We start from the raw sequence: 13634 nt of genomic DNA, 5'->3' as shown, positions 1-13634 counted from the left end.
GTTTATCCTCGAATAGCGTTACGAACACGCAAGCGGAAATCATCAACAGACTCTTGTGCATCTTTTGCATCAACAGCAAGATCATGCGCTTCAATCAGCGTGGCCAGTTTAACTGACGTCATCTTTGATAAATCAATAGATTGCCCAGCCAGTTCAACCACCATGCTATTAGCATAAGCTTCTGCTGCTAGTTGTGCCTGATGCTCACGTTCTTGTTGTGCTTTATCATCTGCTTCTATCTTTAGCTCAGTCTGAATCAACTCAACCTGCTCTTCTCGTACCCATACTTTTGGGTATTGCAGCAGCATGTAAGCAATATCAGCTTCTACCTCTACTGGCTTATTTTGAGGGAATATTAATAAAGAGCCGGTGATCGTATCTTTCTTAAATGGCTTATCGCCAATATAGGCAATGCTAATCTTTGACATGGTTATCCCCATAAAAAAAGCGCCCATAATGAGCGCTCAATATCGTTTGATTTATCGTTTAATTAATACTTAAAAACCAACAGATACATATTCAGGCATAATAGCGACAGAACCCGTTGCTACTGCGCCCTTAATAACCACCGTTAGAATATTTTTTTCAATGAGATAAATAGGCTGAACCGGAATAACAATCGATCCTTTAGCTGCAACATTCACCGCAGAAACAATGATGTCATCATTCAATTTAATATCCAATGTTACGCCAGTACCTAAACCTGATTCTGTTGCTACTCGAACACCGACAACTTCTAAGCCAATCGGTAATTCAAGCGTTTCAATTTCAGTACCAACGACAGCCGCTTTTACGTCAATCTTACCAAAGGCAATACTCAAATTACCGGCAGCGCCTGTATATACAGTATCTCGCATGGTTTGTGCGATGATTTTAGTCATAACAAATCTCTCTTGTGGTGAATGAATTACAGCGTGACAGCTGTATCGAGTGCTATAACGCCATGGTCATTGATACGCCCGTTTTTATCAGCAAAGCGGATCTTTTTAAGACCATTCATCCATGCGATAGAAATTTCCGTACCGTTATCGTGATCCACCTTTTTTTCTGTATATTTAAATTGATTACCGCTTGAGGTTGAACCCCATGCATTAGCCAATGCCTGACCACCTAAAAGAATGGCACGATCAATCGTGGTCTTTGCTTCAACTTGTTTAACCGTTGCAGCATTATCATTATTAGACACCTTCACGGCAGAACCCTGGTTGAAACGAATTGGCATACCTTTGTATTTACGTACTAAGATATTGCCGCGCATTGCACATTCACCCGCAAAAACGGGATGACGGAAATTACGACCACGATTAAGCGCTGATGCTGTTAACTGTTGCCAGTCCTTATAACTCGATGTTTTCTGCCATGTAGCCCACTGGCGAGGCGTTACTTCAAGTAAGTAGAAAGGTTCATCACCCGCTAATTCATCCGCACCGAAACGAATCGGCTGTAAAGGATGTGCCATTTCTTCTAGGTAAAGGCTGAGATTATCCACAGCATCCATGTTGAAAATGTCTGCAGAATCGAGACCTTCAAAAGATGTCGCATCACCTCCAAAGAAATGACGATCATAGGTTGGCGGCAAAATATCATTAACTAAAATATCACTGTATTCATTGTGACCTTCAAGCGGAACAATAATATCATCATCAAAGTAATCACCACGCGCACCGGCTAAATGAATAGTAGCCGCCTGATCTTGCAAGTCATTAAAATAAGGACCGAGCAAAGTGCGCCCTGCTTTACGGATCTGATGCGTTGTTCGTTGCTGGCTCATCTTGCCACCAGCATCAACCATATGACGGCCTTGATTGATTTTCAGTTCAAAGCTTGAAAACTCAAGGTTCTCACCACGACCTTCTAACTTCTTATCTCCCATAGTTGGACGCTTAGAAAGCTTGTGGACGATCTGCATATCAACAGATTCACCCGCCTGTTTAGTTAAATCTGAGATACGTACAATCGGTGCATGTGCCGACGTTTGTGTATTGCCTTTCTTATCGCCCATGGCTTGCTTTGGCGCTTCTTCCGTCAGCATATTTACAAAGCTGCGATTTCGGTTAGCGGCAGTAAATAGCGCAACTTCTTGTAAATGTTTCGCCTGCGCTGGCGTAATAGTTGTCATAGCAACTCCTAGAAACAGAAAAACCCGCACAAAGGCGGGTTTAAGTATGTAATGAACTGATGGTTAATAATCAGCTTGATCTAAGAGCGCATCAATTTGATCAGGTGTCATTGTCGACATCAAGTTTTGCAACTCAGCATTGTTCATATTAACTGCCTGTTGCAACACCGTTCCCTGATGTTGATTGGATGCGCCTACAAGTGACGGACTCTCGGGTAAAGATTCCGCTGCGGCTTTCTCTTTTTGTTCTGCCACCTCACGAACTTGTGTATCAACTACTGGCTCAATGACAGGTTCAATTACTGGCGCTGATTCAGGAGTAGATAATGTTTCTCCAAAAGCAGCTTTCGTTCGACGAACTACCTCTTCAAAACGTTCACGCTGTGGCTTTTCTGACCACGTTGGATCTGTTAATAAACGATCATCAATATCGAGTGCGAGAGCCCATTTATCACCTTTCTCATCCATCCAACCATTCAAGTCTGTATTTGATTTAATATCATCTAATACAGGATTACTGGTTGATACATCTGTAACTGGTGCTGTGTTAGCAGTAACGGCATCAATCTTTGCCATCAGGCTTGTGATGAATGGTGCTAACTCAGGATAGTTCTCGCGTAAATCATCGATTTGCTTATCGTTGACGGTTAAATTTTCAGGTAGGTCATCAAGATCAACACCCAACTTCTGTAATTGCTTATCGCGCAATTCAAGTAAACGACTTTGCTGATCATACTCTGGCTGCTTCTGCTTCATATCAGCAATCTGTTGACGCAAACGTTCAGACTCTCGACGTTCAGCTTCTAGCACATCGTATGGAATAATGTGTTCACCGTCTTTGGCGACAATTACTTTCTTCTCAGGCTGTTCTTCACTCTGCTCAACAATCACATCATCCGTAGTTGGCGGAGCTACGTTCGTATCGCCTTCTAATGGTGGTACTGTTGGTTCAGTTGATGCTACTTCGGCAATAACGGGATCTGGTGTTGCTAGTAATGGTTCGTCAACCACTTCAGCATCATCAAGACTATCCAATATTGCTTCTAGTTCATCGAGTGTTTCATTACCTGTAATTTCAATCGTCATAGGTTAACTTCTCCGGTTGTAGACGTATCGCTGTCTGTGCGAATAAAGGCTTTAAAGAAAAACCCTTATTCCCAAAAACAGGCATAAAAAAAAGCCACATCCCTTTCGGGTGCGGCTTTAGATGATGGAATCAGAGTATATTAGATTCAGGTAGAGTCAAGACGTACAAGCCCAAAAGAGCAAGACCGATTGATATGCAATTGCAACTGTTATAATATGCAAAAAATTCACATGGAATGAATAATATGAATTGGGAACTTACCCTCAAAATAGCATCAGCACTTGTTGGTATAATAAGTTTAATTAAAATATTTCACGATTTATTCACATCAAAGAAGACTTCACTACAAAATGAATATAATTTTGTAAAAATCTTTTTAAACGATCTAACTGATGCTGAAAATAATAATAAACCATTACACCCTTTTGCTCTCGAAAAGGGATATCAAGCACTAGCAGGAACTGATGCTGTAAGTAGTAGTGAAGTTAAATATATACTTACATTAAAGGATTCTGCTCAGTGTCTTCGCGATTTTATTTTTGCAAAGTATTTATTTGAGCGCTTAAATACTGACGGCGATTTTAAGATTAAATTCAGGAAAAAATACAGCAAACTTTGGGTTAGAAATCTAAATAAAACATACTATATTTTAGGATATGTAATATTAGCATTTATATCAATATCCCCTTTAGTCTTTATGAGTTTTTTAAATCAAACATTAAGCCAAATGTCTACACAACTGATGATTACTTTACCTATTTTTGGCTTTTTATCCTATATTAGCTTAAATAATTGGGGGAAATTTATTAGAGGTGAACATTTATATCAAAACCAAAAAGAATATCAAAAAACAAAGATAATAACTGATAAGTATAGTCATTAAATTAAAACTATGATGTATCATTTTATACATCATAGTTACTTATCATAATTGAATAGCATCAATCTGCTGCTGAAGATTAGCCAGCATATCCTGCTTAACTTGCTCAACCTCACCACTTACTTTTTCCATTTCAGTTAAAATCTTACCTGTTTCAGCTTGAGTCTTCGCATTGGTATAACGCTGACTATCAGCAACCACACTCTCTTTATTAGCAAGAGCTGCCGTTCGTTGAGCTTCAGCTTCAAGCTTACCGACTTTAGCAGCAAGCTCTCGCATCATTAGCGCTTGTTGTTCTTGTTGCTGCTGTGCTTGTGCTTCTGCTGCTTGTTGTTCTTCTGGCGTCATATCTTCGGCATCTTTACCCACACCTAATGCACCACGAACACGATCCATAAACTCCGCTTTATTTGGTACATCACTTAATTCAAGCACTAGATCAATCACTGCACTTTGTACTTCCGGTGGTAATTGTGCAGTCATTTGCATCATACGTTCAGCAAGTTGAGACTTATAAGCCGATGTTTGTTGAACGGGTGCTAAAGCAATATGAGACCGTAAGCGAGAAATATCATTATTCATGCCATCTGGTGTTTCTTCATTGATAACAACAGCTTTGCGTTTCATCTTGTCATCACGATTAACCACAACCTTCTTATTACGCTTACTCTTTAGGTCTTCAATGACATAGCCAAGAATGAGTTCTCCCACTAACTGACATGAGAATCGATAGTTGTCATTAATTTCAGCAAGTGTTGTTGCGCCTTGTTCAACGATATTAGCAATGGCAATACCACTTTTAGCACCATCATCTTGACCAAGAAAAGATGGTGAGACACCCATAACATCTTGTATATGACGCATAGAATCTTGCATTACTGAGAACTGTTGGCTTGAAACTTCCGTATCTCGATTGATTTGGAACACTTCTGCCATTGTCTTTTGATTACGTCTGTTTGGATTAAGCTTTACCACACCACGCTTATCTATCTCTTCAATGACCTTTTGAGTACTCATGTTAGTCGCATCTTCATCCATGATAATCAATGGCGATTGTAATAACTGCGTGAGTTTACTGCGACGGAAATTCACTTCATCTTGTGCACTGATTGATGAAGCAACAATGCCATAAGGTTCACCAGATGAGGCTTTACGGTATCCAAAGAAAGGAATCAGTGGCCACATGCCTTGTGGTGCTGAGCATTCTTTATCCCCTAAATGATGTGGTCCTGCATACCAACTCTCACTGATACGACTAATCTGTGCCATACGAAGCTGAACTTTCCCCATTCCAACTGCAGTGGCATGAGCAACATTACTCGATTGATACTCAATAACTCGACCATCAGAGAGCTCAATCACGGGTTTACGCTCAAAGCTACGGTAATAAATCACCTGCAGTCGAATACGTTTACGGTTTTGGCTTAACCATTCAGACTCACTGCGAGTCCAAGCACTGTATTCTTTGTAGCCACTTTGCAGCTGAGGGTCTAAACCTGCGATATGATCGACATCGACAAAGTTATTCCATGAATTTACCGCCTGCTCAATAATGGTACGCTTATTCGGCACCATAGTTATCAGCTCATCCATATCAATCCAGCGATAACGCATTAACCATCGCGCATCTGATAAGTCATGTTGCTTTGCTAACCAATCCCAGTAGACCTCATCACGTGGCACATTTTGGATTTTATACTTGGCACCAAAAGGGTCCTGGTTACGAAAGCACTCAACCCAACCAATACCCGCTTTGAGTTGTGAAGCATAAGCATCTGAACGTGCTTTATCTAATCGACCAAGACGACAAGCATCAGCAAACTCAGCATTCAATGCTTCAGCTAACTCTTCCATTTCATCATCGGGATCATCAGCCATGACCAACAAATCAGTACGCGTCTTGGCTTCCATACCAAGAACAGAATTAACTGCAGGCTTTATTAAGTTTTGAACAGTTATTGGTTGACCTCGTTCCTTCAGCGTTTTTAATACTTCAGCCTCGAGTTGATCATCATCGTAATAAGCATCAGCTTTGTTTGCAGCAGAGCGCCAATCCGGTTGGCCATCAATGTCAGACATGATGTCGAGCAATTTACTTTGGTCTACTTTCATTAATAGGTCATCCAGTGTTTATCTTTTGCTGGCTGGTTATCGTCAGATTTAACGCGCTTTGGCATGCGAGCTCGCATTTCTTGGGCAATGGCATAGCTAATCAGTTGATCGTCATAACAGCCCACTTGAGCATTCATTGCACCTTTGCTGTCATACACATAAGCATTAAGCTCAGAGATAGTGCCTATCCAACGAATACCACTTGTTTGAGTACGTAACAGTTCTTTTAAACCCTCAATGATGATGGGTTTAGATTGTTTTGTTGTTAGCCAACCTAATTTGGGAGTGTCGTTATCGTTATCACGGTCAAGGTATTGTTCTTGATAGATACGACGAACAGGATAGATATCGCGGAATTTTTGTAAGAACGCATGTCCATGGTTATTTCGTTCTGGTCCAACAAAAGCGGTGTTATACATATGGCCAACATGACGCACGAGTGATGCAAACATCTCAACATCTAAATGACCAAACCAATGCGCGACTTGTTCACCTGTGCTTTTTTTGACGACATCAAATGAACTTCTATCGTTATGCTCAAGACCTTCAGCAATATCAACGCCTATTGCATACTCTTCATCAGTGTCAGGTAACTCCCACACAAGCAGCATATTAAGTAAATTACGCTGCAGCTTCTCATTATCAACCTCACGCATTGATTGAGCTTTTGTCTTGATACCACTTACAGGCTCGATGTCGTAAATGATAAGTGGCTTTATGGTATGAGCTTCTGCATTCATCACGCGAATAGCATCGAACACACGACGACCAGAGGTTAAGAAAGCTTCTTGTGGCGTTGAGGGAAACTCTTGCTTAATTTCCTCGCCCTGACTTTGTTCTTTATTGATGTACCATTGTTTTTGCTCATCAGTTAACGTGACCTTCATGGCTGACTCAACAGCTGCAAAGTATTCTTGATGGTATTTACTGAGCTGTAATCCAGACTGAGGAAGAGGCTCTGAGTATTTAGGATCTTGAAACCACGCAAAGAAATGAAACTTATAATCTTGTAAGCCCAACGTCGAGCCTGAATTATATAAATCCAATGCTCTCATGCTCATTGAGTAAAAATCACCACCAACACCTTCGGCTGTAGATTCGATGAAACAAATGGCCTTTTGGTGGATAGCATTTAAGGTACCGGTCTTAACCTCTTTGGCCTTTTGTGGATACTTAGCACAAATCTTTCCATGCTCTGAAATGTGAAGTCGTTGCACTGTCCCTGAACGGAATGACGTTGCACACTGAATACTTGAACCACTTTCAAAGAGAATAAAGCCACCGCTTGCACCAGAGCGACGCGCTTTAATCGGAAATTCGGCTTTAAGCCACTCAGGAAGATTATCAAATGGTACTTCTATCTTGGTACGGAAAATCTCACCTGCAGCACCTTGGTCTTGAGCGATGATGCCGCACTTAATGTTCTTATTAAATAACGCTTCATCTAGCAGATAAATATCAATGGCAGTAGAGAAACCAAGCTGACGCGCTTTAAGAATGATATTCTTATGTGCCATTAACTTGAACAGTAGAGCTTGAGCCGGTCGTAACTTAAACGTGACTAAGTCACCATCCTCATTTTCAACTTTGTAAAGGTTGTTCAGTCGCCACCATTTATTGCCAACTCGAGCTTGGATGTAGTCAATTTGCTCTTGTTCGGTCATGATATCAAGCCATCAGAGCCAGTCTCTTGTAGTTCAGCAATCATTGCAGATATTGGTGTGATTGAGCCTTTACCCTCTTTAGACAATTTATCAGCTTCCAATTTTAGCTTGGTTGTTGCAGCTTCTATTCGATCCGTATCTTTCATGATTTTCTGCTCATTAACGGTATCAATACGAATGGATGAAAGAGTTTTAGTGATAGATTCAATACGAACTACATTTCTATCGAGTGCTTGTTCTGTCGAGGTAATCGCGTTGTAAAGTTCAATGCGTTGATCAACAGAATCTGCATTGGCCATATCAGCACGAATCTTCTTCATCGTATCGATACAGTTCAAAGCACGAGCACGACACAGTTTTAACTCTTCCTCGAGGGACATTTGAGCCGCTTCATCGAATAACGATTGGTCATCAAATCGTGCTGAATAACCACCATGTTTGCGCGCATGTTGATTGCCAACTTCAAAACTTTGGGAAGGATGTGGATTACCAGGCTTACCATTTTTAAACTTATTAGCGCTGGATTTTCCTTTGTGTTTCGCTTTATTCGTAGGTTCAGGCTTAGAATTAGTTCGTTTTTTTACTGATTCACTCTCTCCCTCTATATTTTCAACTTTGCGCACTTTCTTTGATTGCGCAGTTTCAGGTTGCGCATTGCGCACATTATTAGATTGCGCAGTCTTATTTTGCGCAGTGCGCATTTTGATATAGCGACGTGCAGATTGATAATTAAGCCCTCGTTGATGACACCATTCTTTAGCTGTAATCCCTGTCTTATCGTTATCAGCTAAGAACTGCAGTTGTAGTTGCTTCCAATCATTGGCCATATAGTTATCTACTTACTTGCTAACTCTTGGCTTAACTCTCCCTCCACTACCCAATCACCGACTTTGACCTCATGGGTTGTAGCTATATCTATTACAGCGCCATTAGCTAACATAACGCACACGACGTTGCCGCATTTATCGATGATCTCAATAATGCGTCCGGTTTCATTTTCTATTGTCATAAGGCACTCGAGAGATAATTGGAGGGAACATTATCAATGGCACTCGTAAGGACCATTTGTAATGTCTATTAGTCTTTAAGCTTTCGCCACTTAAGGTAGTCATCAACATATTGCGCACATTCTCGCAGCGCAGACTTTAATTTGAGTGTATCGATGGGTAATTCAGCGGGTGTTGTTGCTGTCAATGTGGGCTTGTAGCATGGAACAACTAACCCTATTGGTGGTAAGACATACAGTGTTTCTGTTTTAGTGATGACTCTAGTAGGACTGGTGCAACCGCTTAATAACAGACTTAGGATAGCGAGTATCAAAACAGGTATTGGTTGATAGTGCTTTCTTGAGTGTTTGGATATCGGCGCTGAGCTTTGCTTTATCACGGTGTAGGCTCTCCGTTCTTGCGCTTAACAGACCTGATAATGTCTTGCGCTCTTGGACTAACTGCGCAATTTGCTTTGATTGGCTATCCTTGATGGATTCAACAGTGCTTAGCTGCAATGATAATGTAGCCACTTCCTGTTTTGCTCCCTCAGCGGAGGCGATAAGTAGCTTGATTTTAAATACCATGCCGGCACAAATAGTGATAAGGACCACAATCACTCCTATCTTTACTCTATTGAGTAGCATTCATGGCCTCCACTATTTCCTTATCTAATGGCATTTGGCCTATCTGTACTAATGCTTCATTGATCTTGATCGTTCCCATGCATAGCTGCTGCACCACATCACGCCTTTTCACTATCCCATAGCAGTGATTACTACGAATAGCGCAATCCTTACCTGCCACAAATCGCCACTTCATAATTTCATGACAAGCCGGTGGATAATCCGCATTCAATAGGTATCGATACATTGTTGAGCGCTTAAAGGCTCCGGTACCAATGTTGTAGGCTAAATCGAGAGAAGCTAAGTGGACATTAGTCGGCAATTGTTGAGGGATATCTTCTAATGGTGTGTTGTGTTTATTAAGTGATGACGCGAGCATTGCATCACATTGTTCTTTGGTGAACGTGTCTCCTTGTTTAATATTTAATGTTTCGCCATAACACGCCGTCCAGACACCACCCACATCTTGATATGATATTTGGCGGTACCCTTCAAACGCCCCCGTAACAGCTATAGCTCCCGCTAATAGCGCACCAGTGAGTTTATTAAAACGCATTTTTGTGGCGTCTTTCTAATTTGATGCGATAGGCTGTGACAACAATACCCACAATAGATAATCCAATACCTACAACAGTAATGATATCGCTGCCATACCACGTAAAGTGACCAGTAATAATCTGCTCAAAGCTACTGTTTAACATCGACTGCGCATTTTCTGCTGATGTGGTGGCACTGATCCCCACACCAACACCTGTTCCAGCAGTGATTGCGAGTGTTGCTCTATCAAGCATGTCATTTTCTCCAGGCATAAAAAAACCCCGACGAAAGGTCGAGGTTTAGCATGATTGGTATAGATTACCTTAGTTTGCGGTCTGGTCAAGACGACTAATTTTGACGCTTAGATTTAGCATAAGAGCTCATTGTTCTAATTACGCCAATGATTGTTATAAGGGCTAATAAAATCGGTACGACAAATTTAACAGGCCTTACTAACTCAGCGACTGCATTTGAAAGGTGCATCCCTTCAACTTCAATAAATGGCGCTGTCGCCCATGGAATAAAATAAAGCGTTAACCCACCAAAAATAACAGTCAATATCAAACCAAATGGCCAATATATATCGGTTAATATTATAAATCCTTTACCTAGTTTATTAGCACCACGGTATCTTGCCATGAGTTATTCCATTTACTCATCGTTATAATAATGGCGAACCTTACTCTTATGTGGATATTAGAACCAACCAAATTTTAAGGTCTTATTTCTAACTCTAACATGTGTGCAATTTCAGTTGCTGCATCCTGAGAATAAACATAGATTTTTGTTAAACACTTCTCAAACAATGGCTTCAGCTCACTCTCCCACAGTTTGTCACTAACCCGCCCTAATCCTATATGCCGTAAATGCTGGCGAATATTATCAATACTAGGAACAAACAAACCGTGGCCATTGCATGAAGGACATTCGCCGGTATTTAATATTGAGCTGGTACCACTACAACGAGGACAAGTTGAGGATTTTAGGGACTGACATTGTGCGTATTCATCAATACGACGGCGCTCTTTGATGATTAACGCTTCAAGCTCATTAATAGCAGACAATAGTCGTTCTTCTGCAGCGTGGGTCTCGCAATGATCAATGTTACGCTGTAACCGTTTTATCTTTACCTGCCATCCCTTAATAAGTCGATTGCTACGTTTAGCTTGGTCACTGTATTTCCGCCATAACGCAGCTAATTGACGCTTTTGACTAGCTACTGGTTTATCGCAAAATACATCAAGAGCAACACAACTTAATGCCATCGCTAAATCTTTACGTTTTAGCGACTCATCATTCAACCATGAGGCCATAACATCGATGATACGATTTGCTGCAGGTGCATCATGAACGTACTTGGCCATCAATAAATCCATTCCCAATGGCATCTTATGTTGGACCTTACCAAACACAGCTAAGATAACGTCACCGGTTAATGTTTGGCGACCACGTTCATCAGCACTCACGCTACGTACTTCATGCATTCTTGCGAATAATTCAATTGCTCTGCTCATAATGCCCCATGTATTCAGTAATAATCGCGATAGCTTCGCTTGCTGAATAACATATTACCGCCTGATACCCGATATCATCGAGACGATGCAGCCATTGATTTTGGTTGTTACTTACAACTGACTTATTAGGCTTAGGCGCTTTCATTTCGATACGAAGGCCGTGGTATTTTGAGCTTGGAATATCTAACATCAGATCGGGATAACCAGGAGAGCCACCAAGTTCGATGAAGTCTTTGATTGCTTTGGGACCGCGTTTACCTTCATTGGGAACATGAGTAAGGTAATCCCCTATTCGTAGGCCATGAATAACGGTATAACTCGCCCATTGTATTAGTGCTTTTTGTTCTGCAGATTCAGATTCTCGTTTCTGTTTTTTGATACGTCCCTGAGCATTTGTTTTGAGGCGTGATTGAGTGCCGAAACTTTTTATTAAGTAGTAATCATTAAACATAACAATCTCTATTACTCTGTTATTTACCAGCAGCATAATAGGAATTTACTTATTTGAAGAGACATCACTCAGCGTATTTTATTCACTAATAGCTATTGAATAATTAAAATGCCGTCTCTAATTCTTCTCATTAATGTTATGTGCAACGCAGCAAGCATATATTGTTCTTTTTCCCCAGCTAACCACTCAAATGATACTCGTCCATCAAGAACATCATGACAATTGGAGCAGCAATCTACGGCCCAAAAATCATCACTTTTATAAGCCATTCCATGCGCAGTACTAAAAAGATGTGCTAAAACGACAGTATCCGGATTAAAGTTACACACTCCAAGAATTTGCACTGAGCATTGTTGATTTTTAGCAGCATTGCGCAATTTATCACTGCGCAATGCTGTAGTTTTGGAGATCATAATAATGACCTTAGTAGTGTTATCATCATTTATTGTACTTTTACTTATTGAATATAAATAAGTCGTTCACTTCTTCGTTATAAATACATTTTTTCAAACCTTTTCTGTTCAGCTTCTAATTCAATAAAAAGCTGAGGTAATTTTTTATCTCCAGTAAGAATAGCCACTCTAATCTCTTTTAATTTATTGTGTAATCTGTACTTATCTTTATTAATATCAAAACCTACTTTTTCCACACCCTATACCTCCAACAAAACAAACATACCAATCTGGCCTATCATCTTACAACTAGACACTATGTTGCGATAAAAAATTTCACTATTTAATTCTTATACTGATAAAACCCTTCAAACACGCACCAAAACATCCCTTTATAGCATATGCGGGGGATAATCAAGACTCTCAATTAAGAATGGTGATCAATATTGCAAACATTATGAATATAAAAATAATATTAATTTTCTTTGTAAGTAAATATCGTTGTTCTATTTCTATATAAGTTCTTATATGCAATTTTAAAAGGAAATAAAATGAAACCATTTAAATTCGGGGATAAAAAATTCTTAGTTCCTGCTTTAATTACTCCCCTATTAATGGCTCCAATGGGCATATCAGCAGCTGAATTAGATATTAAAATTACCAATATCACTTCAGGTTTGATTTTTACACCGCTACTTATTACAGGACATACAGCAGACAATCCACTTTTCCACTCAGGTACATCAGCATCTGCAGGATTAGAGCTAGTTGCAGAAAGCGGTAGTAATGATCATCTACTAACAGAAACAACTAATGCTGGCGCCATTGCTGTAAATAATCCAGCTAACGGCTTATTACTCCCTGGTGATAGCGTCAGCACAAATATCTCCACATCAGATAATCAAATGTATCTGTCTATTGTTGGCATGATATTGCCATCGAATGATGGTTTTGTTGGATTGGATAGCTGGAAAATACCGACAACGCCAGGTACTTATAACATTCGCTTAAATGCCTACGATGCTGGCACTGAAGCTAATGATGAATTAAGAGCAAGTATGCCAGTTCCACCACCCCTATCCTCTGGTGTTTTAGCCCTTGGTACAAATGGTACAGGTGTAATAAATACTATACCCAATGATAAAGTACACATTCATCCGGGTAGTGTTGGGGACTTTAATCCAACCGGTGGAATTAGTGATATAAACGCAGCTGTCCATCGCTGGTTGAATCCTGTTGCAGCAGTAACCGTGACAGTAAGGTAAA

The 13634-nt window shown here is 40.3% G+C and carries 19 protein-coding genes; 2 read left to right on the top strand and 17 right to left on the bottom strand.

Annotation, left to right across the window (positions count from 1 at the left end; all coding sequences use genetic code 11):
• Positions 1 to 2: 2 nt before the first annotated feature.
• The 4 genes from PAND9192_RS06225 to PAND9192_RS06210 form a co-directional block, all read right to left on the bottom strand.
• A complete protein-coding gene (locus PAND9192_RS06225) occupies positions 3 to 428 on the bottom strand; it encodes a hypothetical protein (protein ID WP_087853523.1) in 426 nt (141 codons plus the stop codon).
• A gap of 69 nt (positions 429 to 497) precedes the next feature.
• Positions 498 to 881, bottom strand: a complete 384-nt coding sequence (locus PAND9192_RS06220; RefSeq protein WP_087853031.1) for a hypothetical protein — start codon at positions 879 to 881, stop codon at positions 498 to 500.
• 26 nt (positions 882 to 907) lie between these two features.
• A complete protein-coding gene (locus PAND9192_RS06215; RefSeq protein ID WP_087853030.1) occupies positions 908 to 2119 on the bottom strand; it encodes a phage capsid family protein in 1212 nt (403 codons plus the stop codon).
• 63 nt (positions 2120 to 2182) lie between these two features.
• Positions 2183 to 3205 carry a hypothetical protein gene (locus tag PAND9192_RS06210; RefSeq protein ID WP_087853029.1) on the bottom strand — a complete coding sequence of 341 codons (1023 nt, stop codon included), beginning with the start codon at positions 3203 to 3205 and terminating at the stop codon, positions 2183 to 2185.
• A gap of 245 nt (positions 3206 to 3450) precedes the next feature.
• Between PAND9192_RS06210 and PAND9192_RS06205 the strand changes: the two genes are divergently transcribed.
• The gene (locus PAND9192_RS06205; protein WP_087853028.1) at positions 3451 to 4089 is read left to right on the top strand and encodes a hypothetical protein; all 639 of its coding nucleotides are present in this window, start codon (positions 3451 to 3453) and stop codon (positions 4087 to 4089) included.
• Between the two features lie 42 nt (positions 4090 to 4131).
• On the opposite strand, the gene PAND9192_RS06200 is transcribed toward PAND9192_RS06205, so the two are convergent.
• The 13 genes from PAND9192_RS06200 to PAND9192_RS20625 all read right to left on the bottom strand — a co-directional run bounded on the left by PAND9192_RS06200 (position 4132) and on the right by PAND9192_RS20625 (position 12625).
• Positions 4132 to 6198, bottom strand: a complete 2067-nt coding sequence (locus PAND9192_RS06200) for a portal protein (protein ID WP_087853027.1) — start codon at positions 6196 to 6198, stop codon at positions 4132 to 4134.
• Positions 6198 to 7862: a terminase large subunit gene (locus tag PAND9192_RS06195; protein WP_087853026.1), complete on the bottom strand. Its 1665-nt coding sequence runs from the start codon at positions 7860 to 7862 to the stop codon at positions 6198 to 6200. The genes PAND9192_RS06200 and PAND9192_RS06195 overlap by 1 nt, the downstream gene beginning before the upstream one ends.
• Positions 7859 to 8689, bottom strand: coding sequence for a terminase (locus PAND9192_RS06190; protein WP_087853025.1), 831 nt, complete (start codon positions 8687 to 8689; stop codon positions 7859 to 7861). Before PAND9192_RS06190 ends, PAND9192_RS06195 begins: the two co-directional genes overlap by 4 nt.
• Before the next feature lie 8 nt (positions 8690 to 8697).
• Complete coding sequence (locus PAND9192_RS20635; protein WP_159458216.1) at positions 8698 to 8871, bottom strand: hypothetical protein; 174 nt, start codon at positions 8869 to 8871, stop codon at positions 8698 to 8700.
• Between the two features lie 68 nt (positions 8872 to 8939).
• Positions 8940 to 9248, bottom strand: coding sequence for an Rz1-like lysis system protein LysC (gene lysC / locus PAND9192_RS20975; RefSeq protein ID WP_087853024.1), 309 nt, complete (start codon positions 9246 to 9248; stop codon positions 8940 to 8942).
• Entirely contained in the window at positions 9130 to 9468 is a 339-nt protein-coding gene (locus PAND9192_RS20630; protein ID WP_159458215.1) for a hypothetical protein, read from the bottom strand. Before PAND9192_RS20630 ends, lysC begins: the two co-directional genes overlap by 119 nt.
• A 13-nt stretch (positions 9469 to 9481) precedes the next feature.
• Positions 9482 to 10030 carry a lysozyme gene (locus PAND9192_RS06180; protein ID WP_087853023.1) on the bottom strand — a complete coding sequence of 183 codons (549 nt, stop codon included), beginning with the start codon at positions 10028 to 10030 and terminating at the stop codon, positions 9482 to 9484.
• Complete coding sequence (locus PAND9192_RS06175) at positions 10020 to 10283, bottom strand: hypothetical protein (RefSeq protein WP_144018080.1); 264 nt, start codon at positions 10281 to 10283, stop codon at positions 10020 to 10022. Before PAND9192_RS06175 ends, PAND9192_RS06180 begins: the two co-directional genes overlap by 11 nt.
• 76 nt (positions 10284 to 10359) lie before the next feature.
• Positions 10360 to 10650, bottom strand: coding sequence for a hypothetical protein (locus PAND9192_RS06170; RefSeq protein ID WP_087853021.1), 291 nt, complete (start codon positions 10648 to 10650; stop codon positions 10360 to 10362).
• Between the two features lie 74 nt (positions 10651 to 10724).
• Entirely contained in the window at positions 10725 to 11525 is an 801-nt protein-coding gene (locus PAND9192_RS06165) for a TIGR02642 family protein (RefSeq protein ID WP_087853020.1), read from the bottom strand.
• A complete protein-coding gene (locus PAND9192_RS06160; protein WP_159458214.1) occupies positions 11509 to 11976 on the bottom strand; it encodes a VRR-NUC domain-containing protein in 468 nt (155 codons plus the stop codon). Before PAND9192_RS06160 ends, PAND9192_RS06165 begins: the two co-directional genes overlap by 17 nt.
• A 92-nt stretch (positions 11977 to 12068) precedes the next feature.
• Positions 12069 to 12389, bottom strand: coding sequence for a nuclease domain-containing protein (locus PAND9192_RS06155; protein ID WP_234998991.1), 321 nt, complete (start codon positions 12387 to 12389; stop codon positions 12069 to 12071).
• A gap of 77 nt (positions 12390 to 12466) precedes the next feature.
• Complete coding sequence (locus tag PAND9192_RS20625) at positions 12467 to 12625, bottom strand: hypothetical protein (protein ID WP_159458213.1); 159 nt, start codon at positions 12623 to 12625, stop codon at positions 12467 to 12469.
• Positions 12626 to 12919: 294 nt separating this feature from the next.
• Here PAND9192_RS20625 and PAND9192_RS06150 point away from each other — a divergent pair, with 294 nt between their 5' ends.
• Positions 12920 to 13633, top strand: coding sequence for a spondin domain-containing protein (locus tag PAND9192_RS06150; RefSeq protein ID WP_200817783.1), 714 nt, complete (start codon positions 12920 to 12922; stop codon positions 13631 to 13633).
• The last annotated feature ends 1 nt before the right edge of the window (position 13634 follow it).

The sequence above is a fragment of the Photobacterium andalusiense genome (assembly GCF_900185625.1).
Lineage (GTDB): Bacteria > Pseudomonadota > Gammaproteobacteria > Enterobacterales > Vibrionaceae > Photobacterium > Photobacterium aquimaris.
Note: the sequence above shows the minus strand (reverse complement) of the source record. Positions and strands in the feature narration are given on the sequence as shown.